Annotated in this window: 17 protein-coding genes and 2 riboswitches; of the genes, 12 read left to right on the top strand and 5 right to left on the bottom strand. The window is 72.2% G+C overall.

Annotated elements, in window-relative coordinates; all coding sequences use genetic code 11:
- Positions 1 to 86: 86 nt before the first annotated feature.
- Positions 87 to 752, bottom strand: a complete 666-nt coding sequence (locus tag ACFY1T_RS33125) for an AAA family ATPase (RefSeq protein ID WP_390791471.1) — start codon at positions 750 to 752, stop codon at positions 87 to 89.
- Positions 753 to 1,049: 297 nt separating this feature from the next.
- A riboswitch (glycine riboswitch) is annotated at positions 1,050 to 1,153 on the top strand.
- A 184-nt stretch (positions 1,154 to 1,337) separates the two neighbouring features.
- Between ACFY1T_RS33125 and gcvT the strand changes: the two genes are divergently transcribed.
- From gcvT to ACFY1T_RS33090, 7 genes are all read left to right on the top strand, one after another.
- Entirely contained in the window at positions 1,338 to 2,453 is a 1,116-nt protein-coding gene (gene gcvT / locus ACFY1T_RS33120) for a glycine cleavage system aminomethyltransferase GcvT (protein WP_390791470.1), read from the top strand.
- A gap of 68 nt (positions 2,454 to 2,521) precedes the next feature.
- Positions 2,522 to 2,902, top strand: a complete 381-nt coding sequence (gene gcvH, locus ACFY1T_RS33115; RefSeq protein ID WP_030857338.1) for a glycine cleavage system protein GcvH — start codon at positions 2,522 to 2,524, stop codon at positions 2,900 to 2,902.
- Between the two features lie 18 nt (positions 2,903 to 2,920).
- Positions 2,921 to 4,177, top strand: coding sequence for a serine hydroxymethyltransferase (gene glyA, locus ACFY1T_RS33110; protein WP_030857337.1), 1,257 nt, complete (start codon positions 2,921 to 2,923; stop codon positions 4,175 to 4,177).
- A 219-nt stretch (positions 4,178 to 4,396) separates the two neighbouring features.
- Positions 4,397 to 5,779 (top strand): L-serine ammonia-lyase, encoded by a 1,383-nt coding sequence (locus ACFY1T_RS33105; RefSeq protein WP_030857336.1) that lies wholly within the window; start codon positions 4,397 to 4,399, stop codon positions 5,777 to 5,779.
- 249 nt (positions 5,780 to 6,028) lie between these two features.
- Entirely contained in the window at positions 6,029 to 6,334 is a 306-nt protein-coding gene (locus tag ACFY1T_RS33100; RefSeq protein WP_390791469.1) for a hypothetical protein, read from the top strand.
- Between the two features lie 196 nt (positions 6,335 to 6,530).
- Positions 6,531 to 6,938 carry an SsgA family sporulation/cell division regulator gene (locus ACFY1T_RS33095; protein ID WP_390791468.1) on the top strand — a complete coding sequence of 136 codons (408 nt, stop codon included), beginning with the start codon at positions 6,531 to 6,533 and terminating at the stop codon, positions 6,936 to 6,938.
- A gap of 118 nt (positions 6,939 to 7,056) precedes the next feature.
- Positions 7,057 to 7,557: a hypothetical protein gene (locus ACFY1T_RS33090; protein WP_390791467.1), complete on the top strand. Its 501-nt coding sequence runs from the start codon at positions 7,057 to 7,059 to the stop codon at positions 7,555 to 7,557.
- 238 nt (positions 7,558 to 7,795) lie between these two features.
- Here the strand turns inward: ACFY1T_RS33090 and ACFY1T_RS33085 are convergent, their stop codons facing one another.
- Positions 7,796 to 8,509 carry a flavodoxin family protein gene (locus ACFY1T_RS33085; RefSeq protein WP_390791466.1) on the bottom strand — a complete coding sequence of 238 codons (714 nt, stop codon included), beginning with the start codon at positions 8,507 to 8,509 and terminating at the stop codon, positions 7,796 to 7,798.
- A 99-nt stretch (positions 8,510 to 8,608) separates the two neighbouring features.
- Positions 8,609 to 8,804: riboswitch (cobalamin riboswitch) on the top strand.
- 28 nt (positions 8,805 to 8,832) lie between these two features.
- On the opposite strand from ACFY1T_RS33085, the gene ACFY1T_RS33080 reads away from it, so the two are divergent.
- Genes ACFY1T_RS33080 through ACFY1T_RS33060 form a run of 5 tightly spaced genes read left to right on the top strand, consistent with a single transcriptional unit; the run spans position 8,833 to position 12,057 of the window.
- Entirely contained in the window at positions 8,833 to 9,534 is a 702-nt protein-coding gene (locus tag ACFY1T_RS33080) for an energy-coupling factor ABC transporter permease (protein WP_390791465.1), read from the top strand.
- A gap of 5 nt (positions 9,535 to 9,539) precedes the next feature.
- Positions 9,540 to 9,902 carry an energy-coupling factor ABC transporter substrate-binding protein gene (locus tag ACFY1T_RS33075; RefSeq protein WP_390791464.1) on the top strand — a complete coding sequence of 121 codons (363 nt, stop codon included), beginning with the start codon at positions 9,540 to 9,542 and terminating at the stop codon, positions 9,900 to 9,902.
- Positions 9,903 to 9,905: 3 nt separating this feature from the next.
- Positions 9,906 to 10,655 (top strand): cobalt ECF transporter T component CbiQ, encoded by a 750-nt coding sequence (gene cbiQ, locus ACFY1T_RS33070; RefSeq protein WP_030857325.1) that lies wholly within the window; start codon positions 9,906 to 9,908, stop codon positions 10,653 to 10,655.
- Positions 10,652 to 11,473 carry an ATP-binding cassette domain-containing protein gene (locus ACFY1T_RS33065; RefSeq protein WP_390791463.1) on the top strand — a complete coding sequence of 274 codons (822 nt, stop codon included), beginning with the start codon at positions 10,652 to 10,654 and terminating at the stop codon, positions 11,471 to 11,473. The genes cbiQ and ACFY1T_RS33065 overlap by 4 nt, the downstream gene beginning before the upstream one ends.
- Before the next feature lie 47 nt (positions 11,474 to 11,520).
- Complete coding sequence (locus ACFY1T_RS33060; protein ID WP_390791462.1) at positions 11,521 to 12,057, top strand: PadR family transcriptional regulator; 537 nt, start codon at positions 11,521 to 11,523, stop codon at positions 12,055 to 12,057.
- Between the two features lie 79 nt (positions 12,058 to 12,136).
- On the opposite strand, the gene ACFY1T_RS33055 is transcribed toward ACFY1T_RS33060, so the two are convergent.
- The 3 genes from ACFY1T_RS33055 to ACFY1T_RS33045 all read right to left on the bottom strand — a co-directional run bounded on the left by ACFY1T_RS33055 (position 12,137) and on the right by ACFY1T_RS33045 (position 14,401).
- Positions 12,137 to 12,349, bottom strand: coding sequence for an EF-hand domain-containing protein (locus ACFY1T_RS33055; RefSeq protein ID WP_030857319.1), 213 nt, complete (start codon positions 12,347 to 12,349; stop codon positions 12,137 to 12,139).
- Positions 12,350 to 12,428: 79 nt separating this feature from the next.
- The gene (locus ACFY1T_RS33050; RefSeq protein WP_390791461.1) at positions 12,429 to 13,625 is read right to left on the bottom strand and encodes a YncE family protein; all 1,197 of its coding nucleotides are present in this window, start codon (positions 13,623 to 13,625) and stop codon (positions 12,429 to 12,431) included.
- The gene (locus tag ACFY1T_RS33045) at positions 13,622 to 14,401 is read right to left on the bottom strand and encodes a polysaccharide deacetylase family protein (protein ID WP_390791460.1); all 780 of its coding nucleotides are present in this window, start codon (positions 14,399 to 14,401) and stop codon (positions 13,622 to 13,624) included. Before ACFY1T_RS33045 ends, ACFY1T_RS33050 begins: the two co-directional genes overlap by 4 nt.
- Positions 14,402 to 14,701 lie beyond the last annotated feature (300 nt).

Raw genomic sequence — 14,701 nt, 5'->3', positions numbered from 1 at the left:
TGAACGTCTCCACCCACACCGGCTCAGCCCGCAACACCCCACCCATACAGGCAAAATGCCCAAGGCTGAGCCTTCTGCAACACCCTTTAGGGGGTCCGGAAGGCTATGCGGGTCACGCGGGCCGCCGAGCCGCGGTCCAGGAGGACCGCCGAGGCGCAGCCGGCCGGAAGGCGGCCCGATTCGGCCTCGCGCAGCAGCCGGGCCACCGCTCCCCGGTGGCGGGCGAAGGCGTACGCCGACACCCCGCGGCCGCGCGCCGCCTGCCCGGCCAGTGCCTCCTCCGGGCTGGTGTCCAGCAGCAGCAGGTGCAGCGCCCGGCCCCGCCGCCGCGCGGAGGCGGCCAGCAGGCCGCGCACCCACGACTGCGTTCCGCAGTCGTGGACCACCGCCGAGGCGCCGGAGCGCAGGGTCCGCCAGAGCCCCCAGTAGTGCGCGAAGCGGACCAGCGGCCGGTACGCGGCGTACGGCAGCGCGCTCGGCATCCGGCGCTCCCAGCGCTCCCGCACGTCCTGGGAGTCGATGCCGCCGTCCTGCGCGGCCCGCTTGATCAGCGTGCTCTTGCCGCCGCCCGGGAGGCCGGACACGACGACGATGTCCCCTTCCGCGAAGCCGAGCCACTGCGGTCCGTGCGCGCCCCGGCCGCGCAGGTCGCGTACGAGGGCGTCCTCGGCGCGCGCCCGGCGCGCCGCCGGCACCCCGTCCACGGACCCCGTCCCGGTCAACGCCAGCACTCCGAATCGCCGCACAGTGATCGCCTCCCCCAATCGGGCCCTGCGGGGGCCCCATGCCCACTGAGTGTAAAGAGACGGTAATACGGCACGCCCGGTTCCGGTCGGCCCATCCCGGCCCATCCCGGCCGATCCCGGCCGATCCCGGCCGTGGCGGATGCGCCGCGGGTCCGACGCACCGGTCCGTCGTACCGGTCCCGCCGTCACCGGTTCGCGCCCCTTCCGTCCGTTGCTTCGCACGTTCTTCCGGGCCCGCACCCCCGATCGCCCGGACGGCGTGCAATGATGTGCGCCATCTGGACCAACTGCATACCGGCCGCTTGAATCCGCGCGGGAGAGTCCCGGCACGCCGCGAGGCGGTGCCCGGGCGCCGAAGGAGCAAGTACCTCCCTTGAATCTCTCAGGCCCCGTACCGCGTGGATGAGGCAGATCTGAAAAGCGAGCCGCGCCACCGTCCCCCGCGACGGCATCCGCGTGCGCTCCACCCAAGGTGCAAGTCGACGTTCCCCGGGTCCGACCGGGAACTCTCGGCGAACCTCTCAGGTTCCGATGACAGATGGGGAGGATCGTCCTCGTCATGTCATGCCCTGGGACCCGGGAGCCACACCCATGAGCACTGCCCCCCGCCTGACCGCCCTCGATGCGCTGCACCGTTCGCTCGGTGCGACCATGACCGATTTCGCGGGCTGGGACATGCCCCTGCGGTACGGCAGTGAGCGCGACGAGCACAACGCCGTACGGACCAAGGCCGGCCTCTTCGACCTGTCCCACATGGGCGAGATCACGCTGACCGGCCCGGAGGCCGTCAAGGCCCTGGACTACGCGCTGGTCGGCAACATCTCCACCGTCGGCGTCGGCCGCGCCCGCTACACGCACATCTGCCAGGAGGACGGCGGGATCGTCGACGACCTGATCGTCTACCGCCTGGGCGAGAGCGAGTACATGGTCGTCGCGAACGCCTCCAACGCCCAGGTCGTCCTGGACGCCCTGACCGAGCGCGCCGCCGGCTTCGACACCGTGGTCCGCGACGACCGCGACGCCTACGCGCTGATCGCCGTCCAGGGACCGGAGTCCCCCGGCATCCTCGCCTCCCTCACCGACGCCGACCTGGACGGGCTGAAGTACTACGCCGGCCTGCCGGGCACCGTCGCGGGCGTGCCCGCCCTGATCGCACGTACGGGCTACACGGGCGAGGACGGCTTCGAGCTGTTCGTCTCCCCCGGGCACGCCGTCGAGCTGTGGCAGGCGCTGACCAAGGCCGGCGAGGGCGCGGGCCTGGTCCCGGCGGGCCTGTCCTGCCGCGACACGCTGCGCCTGGAGGCGGGCATGCCGCTGTACGGGCACGAGCTGACCACCTCCCTGACCCCGTTCGACGCGGGGCTGGGCCGGGTCGTGAAGTTCGAGAAGGAGGGTGACTTCGTCGGCCGCGCCGCGCTGGAGGCCGCCGCCGAGCGCGCCGCCACCAACCCGCCGCGCAAGCTGGTAGGCCTGATCGCCGAGGGCCGCCGCGTCCCGCGCGCCGGGTTCCCGGTCGTGGCCGACGGCCAGGTGATCGGCGAGGTCACCTCGGGCGCCCCGTCCCCGACGCTCGGCAAGCCGATCGCGATGGCGTACGTGGACGCGGCGCACGCCGCGCCCGGCACCTCCGGCGTCGGCGTGGACATTCGCGGTACGCATGAGCCGTACGAGGTCGTGGCCCTGCCGTTCTACAAGCGGCAGAAGTAACTCCCCTCCGTCTCAGTACGCAAGACCACCGTTCGTTCGTACTCCCCCGCATCCAGGAGAATCAGGTCATGAGCAACCCCCAGCAGCTGCGTTACAGCAAGGAGCACGAGTGGCTGTCGACCGCCGAGGACGGCGTCGCGACGGTCGGCATCACGGAGTTCGCGGCCAACGCGCTCGGTGACGTCGTCTACGCCCAGCTCCCCGAGGTCGGCGACACGGTGACCGCGGGCGAGACCTGCGGCGAGCTGGAGTCGACCAAGTCCGTCAGCGACCTGTACTCCCCCGTCACCGGTGAGGTCGTCGCCGCCAACCAGGACGTCGTGGACGACCCGGCGCTCGTGAACACCGCTCCGTTCGAGGGCGGCTGGCTGTTCAAGGTGCGTATCACGGACGAGCAGGACGACCTGCTCTCCGCCGAGGAGTACGCGCAGCTCACCGCCGGTAAGTAACGACCCCAGGGGATCCTGATGTCTGTTCTGAACACCCCCCTCCACGAGCTCGACCCCGACGTCGCCGCCGCCGTCGACGCCGAGCTCGCCCGCCAGCAGTCCACCCTGGAAATGATCGCGTCGGAGAACTTCGCTCCGGTCGCCGTCATGGAGGCCCAGGGTTCGGTCCTGACCAACAAGTACGCCGAGGGTTACCCGGGCCGCCGCTACTACGGCGGCTGCGAGCACGTCGACGTGGTCGAGCAGATCGCGATCGACCGCATCAAGGCGCTCTTCGGCGCCGAGGCCGCGAACGTCCAGCCGCACTCCGGTGCGCAGGCGAACGCCGCCGCGATGTTCGCGCTGCTGAAGCCGGGCGACACGATCATGGGCCTGAACCTGGCCCACGGCGGTCACCTGACCCACGGCATGAAGATCAACTTTTCCGGCAAGCTCTACAACGTGGTCCCGTACCACGTCGACGAGACCGGCGAGGTGGACATGGCCGAGGTCGAGCGCCTCGCCAAGGAGTCCAAGCCGCAGCTGATCGTCGCCGGCTGGTCCGCGTACCCGCGCCAGCTGGACTTCGCCGCCTTCCGCCGCATCGCGGACGAGGTCGGCGCGTACCTGATGGTCGACATGGCGCACTTCGCCGGCCTGGTGGCCGCGGGCCTGCACCCGAACCCGGTGCCGCACGCCCACGTCGTCACCACCACCACGCACAAGACCCTCGGCGGTCCGCGCGGCGGTGTCATCCTGTCGACGCAGGAACTGGCCAAGAAGATCAACTCCGCGGTCTTCCCCGGTCAGCAGGGCGGCCCGCTGGAGCACGTGATCGCGGCCAAGGCGGTCTCCTTCAAGGTGGCGGCCTCGCCCGAGTTCAAGGAGCGCCAGGAGCGCACCCTGGAGGGCGCGAAGATCCTCGCCGCCCGCCTGGTCCAGGACGACGTCAAGGCCGTGGGCGTGGACGTCCTCACCGGCGGCACCGACGTGCACCTGGTCCTCGTCGACCTGCGCAACTCCGAGCTGGACGGCCAGCAGGCCGAGGACCGCCTCCACGAGGTCGGCATCACGGTCAACCGGAACGCGATCCCGAACGACCCGCGGCCTCCGATGGTCACCTCGGGCCTGCGGATCGGCACGCCGGCGCTGGCCACCCGCGGTTTCGACGCCGAGGCGTTCACCGAGGTCGCCGAGATCATCGCGCAGGCGCTGAAGCCGGCGTACGACGCCGAGGACCTCAAGGCGCGCGTCTCCGCGCTCGCCGCGAAGTTCCCGCTGTACCCGACGCTCTAGCGACGGCTTGGGAGGGCCCGGCCTGGTGTCACACAGGGCCGGGCCCTTCCTGTGTGACACGAGCCATACCCGAGCGCCGTCCGGCGACCATCGCGGGCAGACGAAACGTTCACCTCGCCACGTTAAGCTCGACTGTCGGACAAAATCCGAACAATCCCCCCTCATACGATCCACCCCGCCTGCCCCTCCACCCACGAGCAGACAAGGGAGTCCGCCACCGTGGCCATCTCCGTGTTCGACCTCTTCTCCATCGGCATCGGCCCCTCCTCCTCCCACACGGTCGGCCCGATGCGGGCGGCCCGCATGTTCGTGACCCGGCTGAAGAAGGACGGCGTGCTCGCCCAGACCGCGGCGGTCCGGGCGGAGCTGTACGGGTCCCTCGGCGCCACCGGCCACGGCCACGGCACGCCCAAGGCGGTGCTGCTGGGCCTCGAGGGGCACTCCCCCCGCTCGGTGAACGTGGAGACCGCCGACGACGAGGTGGAGCGCATCCGCAGGACGGGCCGCCTGCGGCTGCTCGGCACCGAGATAGGGGAGGCGCACGAGATCGCCTTCGACGAGCCGAGCCAGCTGATCCTGCACCGCCGCCGGTCCCTGCCGTACCACGCGAACGGCATGACGCTCTTCGCGTACGACGCCGCGGGCGCGCCGCTGCTGGAGAAGACGTACTACTCGGTCGGCGGCGGTTTCGTGGTCGACGAGGACGCGGTCGGCGAGGACCGGATCAAGCTCGACGACACGGTGCTGAAGTACCCGTTCCGCAGCGGCGACGAGCTGCTGCGCATGGCCCGCGAAAGCGGTCTGTCGATCTCCGCGATGATGCTGGAGAACGAGAAGGCCTGGCGCACCGAGGAGGAGATCCGCGAGGGCCTGCTGGAGATCTGGCGGGTCATGCAGGCGTGCGTCGCGCGCGGCATGTCCCGCGAGGGCATCCTGCCGGGCGGCCTGAAGGTCCGGCGCCGGGCCGCGAACACCGCCCGCAAGCTGCGCACCGAGGGCGACCCGCTGGCGCTGTCGATGGAGTGGATCACCCTCTACGCGATGGCCGTGAACGAGGAGAACGCGGCCGGCGGCCGGGTGGTCACCGCCCCGACGAACGGCGCCGCGGGCATCATCCCCGCGGTCCTGCACTACTACGTGAACTTCGTGCCCGGCGCCGACGAGGAGGGCGTGGTCCGCTTCCTGCTGGCGGCCGGCGCGATCGGCCTGCTGTTCAAGGAGAACGCCTCGATCTCCGGCGCCGAGGTCGGCTGCCAGGGCGAGGTCGGCTCGGCCTGCTCGATGGCGGCGGGCGCCCTCGCCGAGGTGCTGGGCGGCACCCCGGAGCAGGTGGAGAACGCGGCCGAGATCGGCATGGAGCACAACCTGGGCCTGACCTGCGACCCGGTGGGCGGCCTGGTCCAGATCCCGTGCATCGAGCGCAACGGCATGGCGGCGGTCAAGGCCGTCACCGCGGCCAAGATGGCCATGCGCGGCGACGGCACCCACAAGGTCTCCCTCGACAAGGTCATCAAGACCATGAAGGAGACGGGCGCCGACATGAAGATCAAGTACAAGGAGACCGCCCGCGGCGGCCTGGCGGTCAACGTCATCGAATGCTGATCCGCAGCGCGTGACGAAGGAGGGGCCCGGCGCGGTGCGCCGGGCCCCTCCGCGTTCCACAACACGGTGAATCCGCAGGCCAATTGAGGTTTGGGTCGAGTTGATCACGCGTGAGGGCGAACCCTCCGCTCCGCCCTGGTTTCCCGGTGATCACATGCGCCATGGTGATCACGTGACGTCGCGGCCACACCCCCGGCGGCCGGCCGGCCGCCTTCGACCGCGGCCTTTCGTGTTCGGGAGGACTTCTTCATGGCAAGCAACCGCAGCATCCGCGCCCTGGCGGCCGTCGCAGCGCTCCCCTTCGCCGTCGCGCTCTTCGCGGGCACGGCCCGGGCCGACAACGGGGCCGGTGCGGGCGTCTCGTCCAACGCCGCCGTCGGCGAGATCCTCGGCAGCGGGGTGGCCGGCGCCAACCTCGGCAACTCCTCCACCACCCAGCAGGTCGCCACGGGCTCCGGGGCGTCCAACCAGGGCAACGGCGCCCAGGCCAACGGCGCCGGCTCCACCGCGATCGGGCAGTCCAACGGCTCGCTCGTCTTCCACCCCGTCCCGTGACGGACCGGTGACGCGGCGGCCCGCCCTTCCCCCGGAGGGCGGGCCCTTCGCGTTCCCGCCGCCTTTCCTGTGAGAAGAGGGGCCCAGCGGCCCCCGGGGTCGGGACCTTCGGCCCGCGGGGGCGGCCGGGCGGTGGGCTAGCTTGCCCGAAGGGGCCGCGAGCGCCCCGGCCGGGACACGACAGAGAGGCCAGCGCATGGACGGCATCGAGCACCGCGTCCTCCCGCTCCGGCTGGAGGCTTCGCCCGAGCCCGTGCCGGTGTTCGGGGCCTTCACGTACCGCCGGGACCGGCCCTACGAGCTGGCGCTCGACTTCCGGGGCGCCGGGATGCACCTGGCGCGCTGGGTGTTCTCCCGCGACCTGCTGCTCGACGGGGAGACCTGCGCGACGGGCGAGGGGGACATCCGGGTGTGGCCGCGGTGGCGGGGCGGTGAGCCGCGGGTCTTCCTCGCCTTCACCAACGGCGCGCAGAGCTGCGTAGTGTCCGCCCGTGCGAAGGACGTACGGGTGCTGTGCAGGCGGCTGGTCACCCTGGTGCCGCGGGGCGAGGAGCGCCGGCACTACGACCTCGACGCCGAGCTGAGCACCCTCCTGCCCCGATAGGGTCCTTTTTGGGATTGTTTCTTTTGTTTTGATGCGGTCTGGGTGCAACCATGAGCCCGCCGGGGAGTGTCCTCAGCAGTGACACCGGTCCCCGCCTCTGAAGAATCAGGGGGACGTCATGAACCATCTCCGCCGCCGGCGGCTCTTGGCCCTCGCCACGGGTGCGCTGCTCACCGCCGGGATCACCCTCGCCGCGCCGGCCTCGGCCGCCGTCCGGCCCGCGCCGCTCGTCGTGAACGCCCGCTGGGGCGGGCACTGCACGTACGACCGCATCGTCATCGACCTGCGGGGACACGTCCCCCAGGCCACCGTCACCCGCGTCCCGCGACTGGTCCACGACGGGTCCGGCGCACCCGTTCCGCTGGCCGGGAAGCACTTCCTCCAGATCCGGCTGCATCCCGCCGCGGCGCACGACCGCGCGGGCAACGGCACGTACCGCGGACCGGAGCTGGTCAAGATCCGTCTGCCGCGGCTGAAGGGGCTCGCCCTGACCGGCGACTTCGAGGGGTACGTGACCTTCGGCGCCGCCTTCGACGGCAAGCCCTCCTTCCGCTCCTTCACGCTGCACGGGCCCGAGCGCTTCGTGCTGGACGTCGTGCACCGCAACGTGTGCCGTTGAGGAGCGGCGGGGGGGGGGGGGGCGCCCGGGCCCCCCCCCCCCCCCCCCCCCCCCCCCCCCCCCGCCGGGCCGGGGGGGGGGGGGGCGGGCCCCGCCCCCCGCGGCCCCCCCACCCGCCCGGGGCCCGGGCCCGGGGCGGGTGTGGGGGCCGGCGGCCCCCCCGGGGGGGGGGGTTTGGGGGGGGGGGGGGGGGGGGGGCCCGCGGGCCCCCCCCCCCCCCGGCCCGGCCGGACACCGCTCAGCGGTAGTCGGGGTTCGGGAAGTCGAAGCGGCAGCCGGCGTCCCACTCCGAGCGCTGGTTGCCGTGCGCCGGGATGCCGCCCCCGCGCTTGAGCAGGGCGGCCAGGTGCATGAGGTTCCAGGACATGAAGGTGGTGTTCCGGTTGGTGAAGTCGTTCTCGGGGCCGCCCGAGCCGGGGTCGAGGTACGAGGGACCCGGCCCGGCCTCGCCGATCCAGCCGGCGTCGGCCTGCGGCGGGATCGCGTAGCCGAGGTGCTGGAGGCTGTAGAGGACGTTCATCGCGCAGTGCTTCACGCCGTCCTCGTTGCCGGTGATGAGCGCTCCGCCGACGCGGCCGTAATAGGCGTACTGGCCCCGCTCGTTCAGGATCGAGGAGCAGGCGTAGAGCCGCTCGATGACCTGCTTCATCACGGAGCTGTTGTCGCCGAGCCAGATCGGGCCGCACAGTACGAGGATGTCGGCGTCCATGATCTGGCTGTAGAGGACGGGCCACTGGTCGCTTTCCCAGCCGTGCTCGGTCATGTCGGGCCAGACACCGGTGGCGATGTCGTGGTCGACGGCGCGGATGAGCGAGGTCCGGGCGCCGGCCGCCGCCATGACGGCGCGGCTGCGGTCGATCAGGCCCTCGGTGTTGCTGGTCTCGGGCGAGCGCTTGAGGGTGCAGTTGACGTAGACGGCGGTCAGGTCGGAGTAGTCGAAGTCGGCGGGCACGCCGCCAGCCTGCGCGGCGGCGGCCGGGGCCGCCAGCGGACCGCAGCCGTTCGGGCGTCCGGGCGTTCGGGCCGGGTTGGTACAGGTCCGTCCCTCCGACTAGGGTCAGCTGGCCTTGGTGTTCGGGAAACCGGTGGGAAACCGGTGCGGCCCTCGCCACTGTGAACGGGAAGTCCGGCTCCATTCCTTCGGGAGGCCACTGGGCGGCGCGGGATGTTCCGCACCGCCCGGGAAGGCGGGGCCAGGGCATCAGCACCCGTGAGCCAGGAGACCGGCCGGGGCGCGTTGTCCATCCACGAGGTGCTGGAGAGGTCTCCCCACACATGCACATAGCCGAGGGGTTCCTGCCCCCATTGCACGCGGTCGCCTGGGGCGCCGCGTCCGCTCCGTTCGTCGTCCACGGCGTCCGCGCCCTCACCCGCGAGGTGAAGGCGAACCCGGAGAGCACGCTGCTGCTCGGGGCGTCCGGAGCATTCACCTTCGTCCTGTCCGCGCTGAAGATCCCGTCCGTGACGGGCAGTTGCTCGCACCCCACGGGGACCGGACTCGGGGCGATCCTGTTCCGGCCGCCGATCATGGCGGTGCTCGGCACGATCACCCTGCTCTTCCAGGCGCTGCTGCTGGCGCACGGCGGCCTGACCACCCTCGGCGCGAACGTCTTCTCGATGGCGATCGCCGGGCCGTGGGCGGGGTACGGGGTCTACCTGCTGCTCAAGCGCTTCGGCGTCCCGCTGATGGTGACCGTCTTCTTCGGCGCCTTCTTCGCCGACCTGGTCACCTACTGCGTGACCTCCGTACAGCTGGCGCTGGCCTTCCCGGACCCGGGAACCGGGTTCCTCGGCGCGCTCGCGAAGTTCGGGGGCATCTTCGCCGTGACCCAGATCCCGCTCGCGGTGAGCGAGGGGCTGCTGACGGTGCTCGTGATGCGGCTGCTGATGCAGTCGAGCAGGTCGGACCTGGTCCGGCTGGGCGTGGCGAAGCTGAGCGGGCGCGGCGTGCAGGGCGAGCGGAAGGCGGCGGTCTGATGGGCATGAGCCGGAACACGAAGATCAACGGCCTGCTGCTGCTCCTGGTGGCGGCGCTGGCCGTGCTGCCGATCGCGCTCGGGATGGGCGAGGGCAAGGAGGAGCCGTTCACGGGCGCCGACGCGCAGGCGGAGACGGCCATCACCGAGCTGAAGCCGGACTACGAGCCCTGGTTCTCGCCGCTGTACGAACCCCCCTCCGGGGAGGTGGAGTCGGCCCTGTTCGCCCTCCAGGCGGCCTTGGGCGCGGGCGTGCTCGCGTACTACTTCGGCGTCCGCAAGGGCCGCCGCCAGGGCGCCGCCCTCGCCGCCGCCGCGGGTGCTCCGGACGGCTCCGGGGCGCCCGGCACGGCCGCCGCGGAGTCGTAGGCGGTGCTGCCGATCGACGTGGCGGCGCACGGCAGCCGGTGGCGGCGCCGGCATCCGCTGGAGAAGGCCCTGCTGGGGCTCGGGCTGACGGTCACCGCCGTGTGCCTGCCGCCCTGGCCCGGCGGGCCGCTGGTCGCCGCCGCCACCCTCGCCGTGCTGCTCGGTCCGGCCGGCGTGGCCGGGCGGCAGCTGTGGCGGGCCTTCCGGATCCCGCTGGGCTTCTGCTTCACCGGCGCGCTGCCGCTGCTGGTCGCCGTCGGCGGCCCGGCCGGGTTCGTCTCGCTCGCGCCCGACGGCCCCCGGCACGCCGCGGAGCTGCTCCTGCGGACCTCCGCGGCCTCCCTCGGCGTGCTGCTGTTCGCCTTCACCACGCCCGTCTCGGACGTCCTGCCCCGGCTGGTCCGGGCCGGGGTCCCGGCGCCGGTGGTGGACGTGGCCCTGGTCATGTACCGCATCGGCTTCCTGCTGCTCGACTCCACGGCCCGGGTCCGGCGCGCCCAGGCGGCCCGCCTGGGCACGTCCGGGCGGGCCGCGGCGTGGCGTTCGCTGGCCGGGCTCGCCGCCACCTCCTTCGTACGGGCCTTCGACCGCGCGGCGCGGCTCCAGGAGGGGCTGGCCGGGCGCGGCTACGACGGCGCGCTGCGGGTCCTCGTACCGGAGGCGGCCCTGTCCTGGCGGTTCCTGGCCGCGTCCGGGGCCCTGCTGGCGGCCCTGATCACCCTGACCCTCACCCTGAAGGGGCTGTACCTGTGAACCCGTTGGTGGAACTGGCCGGCGCCGGCTACGCGTACGAGGACGGCCCCGCGGTCCTGTCCGGCGTGGACTTCGCCATCGCGGAGGGCCGGGCGCTGGTCCTGCTCGGCCGCAACGGCAGCGGGAAGACCACGCTGATGCGGCTGCTGAGCGGGGGCCTGCGGCCCGGCACGGGCGCGCTGCGCCTCGACGGCGCGGCGGTGTCGTACGACCGGGCCGGGCTGACCCGGCTGCGCACGGCCGTGCAGCTGGTGGTCCAGGACCCGGACGACCAGCTGTTCGCGGCCTCGGTGGAGCAGGACGTGTCCTTCGGGCCGCTGAACCTGGGGCTGGCTGCGGCCGAGGTGCGCGCCCGGGTGGACTCGGCGCTCGCCGCGCTGGACATCACGGCCCTGCGGGACCGCCCCACGCACCTGCTCTCGTACGGCCAGCGCAAGCGCGCGGCGATCGCGGGGGCGGTGGCCATGGCTCCGCGGGTGCTGATCCTGGACGAGCCGACGGCGGGCCTGGACCCGGACGGACAGGAGCGCCTGCTGGACGTCCTGGCCCGGCTGCGGGCGGCCGGCACCACGGTGGTGATGGCCACGCACGACGTGGACCTGGCGGTCCGCTGGGCCGACGACGCGGCGGTGCTGACCCCGTCGGGCATCCGTACGGGCCCGGCGCAGACCCTCCTCTCGGATCCGCGGCTCCTGGCCACGGCGGGCCTGCGCCAGGCCTGGTCCCCGGCGGTGACGTCCTTCCTGCGGGCCCACGCGCTCCTGGACCCGCACGCCCCGGGTCCGAAGACCCCGCAGGCCCTGGCCGCCTGGCAGTAGGGAACGCGATCGCGGTCCGCGGGCGCGCGCATCCCTAGGATGGCGGCATGTCGCTGCCGCACGCCATCCTCACCGCCCTGATGGAGAAGCCCTCGTCGGGGCTGGAGCTGACGCGGCGGTTCGACCGGTCGATCGGGTACTTCTGGTCGGCGACGCACCAGCAGATCTACCGCGAGCTCGGCCGGCTGGAGGAGGCCGGGCTGATCCGGGCGCTGCCCGGCGAGGTGCCCGTACGGGGCCGGAAGAAGCAGTACGAGGTGCTGGACGCGGGCAGCGCGGAGCTCGCACGGTGGGTCGGCGAGAGCCAGGACCCGAAGGCCATCCGGGATCCGCTGCTGCTGCGGATCCGGGCCGCGGCCGTGGTCGGGCCGCACGGGCTGGCCGCCGAGCTGCGGCGCCATCTGGAGCTGCACCGGCGCCAGCTGGCGGTCTACGAGGCGATCGAGGAGCGGGACTTCCCGCCGGGGCGGGACTCCGACGAGGACCGGCTGCGCCGGCTCGTGCTGCACGGCGGCACCGGCCTGGAGACGTTCTGGCTGCGCTGGCTGGAGGAGGCCCTGGCCGAGGTCGAGGACATGACCTGATCCGCCGGGGCCGCGCGGGCAGTGCGAAGCCCCCGCGCCGCCCGGCAGGGGGCGGTGCGGGGGCTCGCAAGGGCTGGCTCTACTTGTTCAGGGCGGCCCAGAACTCGTCGAAGCTCATGCGGCCGTCGCCGTTCGCGTCCTTGGCGGCGATCACGGCGTCCGCGACGGAGCCGGTGACGAACGCGTCGCCCATCGCCTTCATGGCCGCGCTGTACTCGTCCGCCGTGACGAAGCCGTCACCGTCCGCGTCGAACTTGCCGAACGTCGCCCGCGCGCTCTCGATGTCAGCCACTGGGATCCACCCCTTCTCGGTGCTTGTTGACCGGCCAAGGGTAGCTGCACTCCCGCCCTGCTCCGTCCGGGGGCCGCGGCTAGCGGAAGATCCCCGTGTGGCCGAGCGAGTAGCGGCCCGGCTGGGGGTAGACGGCCAGGCCGTGGGGGCCGCCGCCCACCGGGATCTTGGCGAGCTGCTGCCCGGTCGTGGTGTCGATCGCGTAGACCTCGGAGTTGTAGCGTCCCGACAGCCACAGCACCTTGCCGTCCGCGGAGACGCCGCCCATGTCGGGGCTGCCGCCGTCCGGGAGCTCCCACTTCTTCGTGAGCTTGTTCTGCTTGAAGTCGAAGACGGAGATGCTGCCCTCGCCCCGGTTGGAGACGTACATCTCCCTGGAGTCGCGGCTCACGTAGAGACCGTGCGTGCCCTTGCCGGTGGGCAGCAGCTTGGGGATGTCGAACTTGTCCCCGCTGAGCACCCACATGCCGTCCGCCATCATGTCGGCGACGTAGAAGGTCTTCCCGTCCGGGGAGACCTTGACGTCCTGCGGCATCGCGCCCTCGAAGGGCAGCTTCTGCTGGCCGACGACCTCCATCCTCTCGGTGTCGACCTTGAGCAGCTCGCCGGAGAACTCGCAGCTCACGATGAAGTACCGGCCGTCGGAGGAGAAGTCGGCGTGGTTGACCCCGAAGCAGGTCACCGGGACCGTCTTCACCCGGTTCATCGTGTGCGGATCACGGAAGACCAGCTCGCGGTCCATGGAGGCCATCACGATGGCGTACTTGCCGTTCGGCGTGAAGTACAGGTTGTACGGGTCGTGCACCTCGACCGGCTCGCCCGCCTCGCCCGTGGCCGGGTTGATCGGGGTGAGCGTGTGGCCGCGGTTGTTGTTGACCCACAGGGTCTTCATGTCCCAGGAGGGGACCACGTGCTGGGGCTGGATCCCGACCGGGATGGTGTCGATGACCTTGTAGGTCTTCGGGTCGATGACGGACACCGTGTTGGAGGTGGTGTTCGGTACGTAGACCCGCGACGGGAAGTCCTTGACCAGCGGCGAGAGGTTGTTCGGCCGGTCGGCCGCGTACACGTCCTTCGGGTCGAGGAGCGGCGGCATGCCGGCCAGGCCGGGCGGTACGGCCGGGACGGCCTTGACGGGCGCGGGCTGCCGGGCCGGGGCCGCGGAGCCGAGCGCCCCGGCGGGCTCCTTGTCTGCCGATCCGCAGCCGGCCAGGGCGGCGAGGACCAGACCGGCCAGCAGCACGGTGGCCTTCCGGGGAAGGCGGGTGGTCGTCATGAGGTCAGCAGCTCCGTGGTGGTCACCGCGCGCAGCTTGCGGCGCGCGAGTTCTTCGAGGAGGGGCGGCATCGCGTCGACCGTGTCCGCGTAGCCGAAGTGCAGGCTCACCACCGATCCGCCGTGGATCGTCCCGGTGACGGTGCGGATGACGGCCGCGGCGCCGGGCGAGGTGAAGTCGAGTGAGTCCACGTCGTACGAGAGGACGTGCGGGTAGCCCGCCCGCCGGGCCAGCTCCTTGACGAGCGGGGTGGCGTACTGGGTCTGGGAGGGCCGGAACCAGGTGCCGATGGAGCCGGTGAGCCGCTTCAGCCGCTGGGCGCAGCCGGTGATCTCGGCGTAGGCCTCCGCCTCGGGCATGTCGTTGATCGCGAGGTGGCGCTGGGTGTGGTTGCCGAGCTCGTGGCCGCCGTCAAGGATCCGGCGGGCCATGTCCGGGTGGGCGTCGAGCCAGCTGCCGATCGCCAGTACGGTGACCCGCGCGCCCGCCCTTTCGGCCTCGGCCAGCACGGCCCGGGCGATGGAGGGATCGCCGTTGCCGTGGAAGGTGAGGGCGACCCGGGGGCGGTCCCGCGGACCGTGCGCGATCTCGACGGGCTGGCCGGGGAACCGGCGCGGCGCGGCCGCGGCCCGGACGGGGGCGGGTTTCGCCGAGGCCGCCTCGGCCGGCGGGCCGTCGGGCGTACGGGCGTCCGTGCCGCAGGCGGCGGTGAGGGCGCCGACGGCGGCCGCGGCCCCGGCGCGGAGGGCGGATCGGCGGTCCGGGTAGCAGAGCACCTGCCCATTTAAGGGGTGGATGCCGCAGAAGATAACGATTGACCCATTTCGGGACCTTCGTCGGGGTGCACCCGGACGAGGGAGTGTCCGGTATTTGATCAATGAATCACACGGAGCGGTGGATAGTTATTCATCGATTGCGAGGTGAGTGGCCCACCTCACCTAGGATTTATCCCGAAACTCTGATTATTTGCACACTTATGTCCAGGTTGGGACTTTTGGCGTTTGGTCGCCCGTCTGCCATAGTCGGAATCACGGCTTCCCCATTGACCCGAGCGAAGTCGCCACGCCGAGGATCAC

Origin of the sequence: Streptomyces sp. NPDC001194, from assembly GCF_042896985.1 — a bacterium.
GTDB lineage: Bacteria > Actinomycetota > Actinomycetes > Streptomycetales > Streptomycetaceae > Streptomyces.
The sequence above is the reverse complement of the archived record's forward strand: the minus strand, read 5'-3'. Positions and strand labels throughout refer to the sequence as shown.

Excerpts from the sequence above, each read along its gene's own strand:
- gcvT (WP_390791470.1), top strand. The coding sequence starts at position 1,338 with ATGAGCACTGCCCCCCGCCTGACCGCCCTCGATGCGCTGCACCGTTCG.
- gcvH (WP_030857338.1), top strand. The coding sequence starts at position 2,522 with ATGAGCAACCCCCAGCAGCTGCGTTACAGCAAGGAGCACGAGTGGCTG.
- glyA (WP_030857337.1), top strand. The coding sequence starts at position 2,921 with ATGTCTGTTCTGAACACCCCCCTCCACGAGCTCGACCCCGACGTCGCC.
- ACFY1T_RS33100 (WP_390791469.1), top strand. The coding sequence starts at position 6,029 with ATGGCAAGCAACCGCAGCATCCGCGCCCTGGCGGCCGTCGCAGCGCTC.
- ACFY1T_RS33095 (WP_390791468.1), top strand. The coding sequence starts at position 6,531 with ATGGACGGCATCGAGCACCGCGTCCTCCCGCTCCGGCTGGAGGCTTCG.
- ACFY1T_RS33090 (WP_390791467.1), top strand. The coding sequence starts at position 7,057 with ATGAACCATCTCCGCCGCCGGCGGCTCTTGGCCCTCGCCACGGGTGCG.
- ACFY1T_RS33080 (WP_390791465.1), top strand. The coding sequence starts at position 8,833 with ATGCACATAGCCGAGGGGTTCCTGCCCCCATTGCACGCGGTCGCCTGG.
- ACFY1T_RS33075 (WP_390791464.1), top strand. The coding sequence starts at position 9,540 with ATGAGCCGGAACACGAAGATCAACGGCCTGCTGCTGCTCCTGGTGGCG.
- ACFY1T_RS33060 (WP_390791462.1), top strand. The coding sequence starts at position 11,521 with ATGTCGCTGCCGCACGCCATCCTCACCGCCCTGATGGAGAAGCCCTCG.
- ACFY1T_RS33050 (WP_390791461.1), bottom strand. The coding sequence starts at position 13,625 with ATGACGACCACCCGCCTTCCCCGGAAGGCCACCGTGCTGCTGGCCGGT.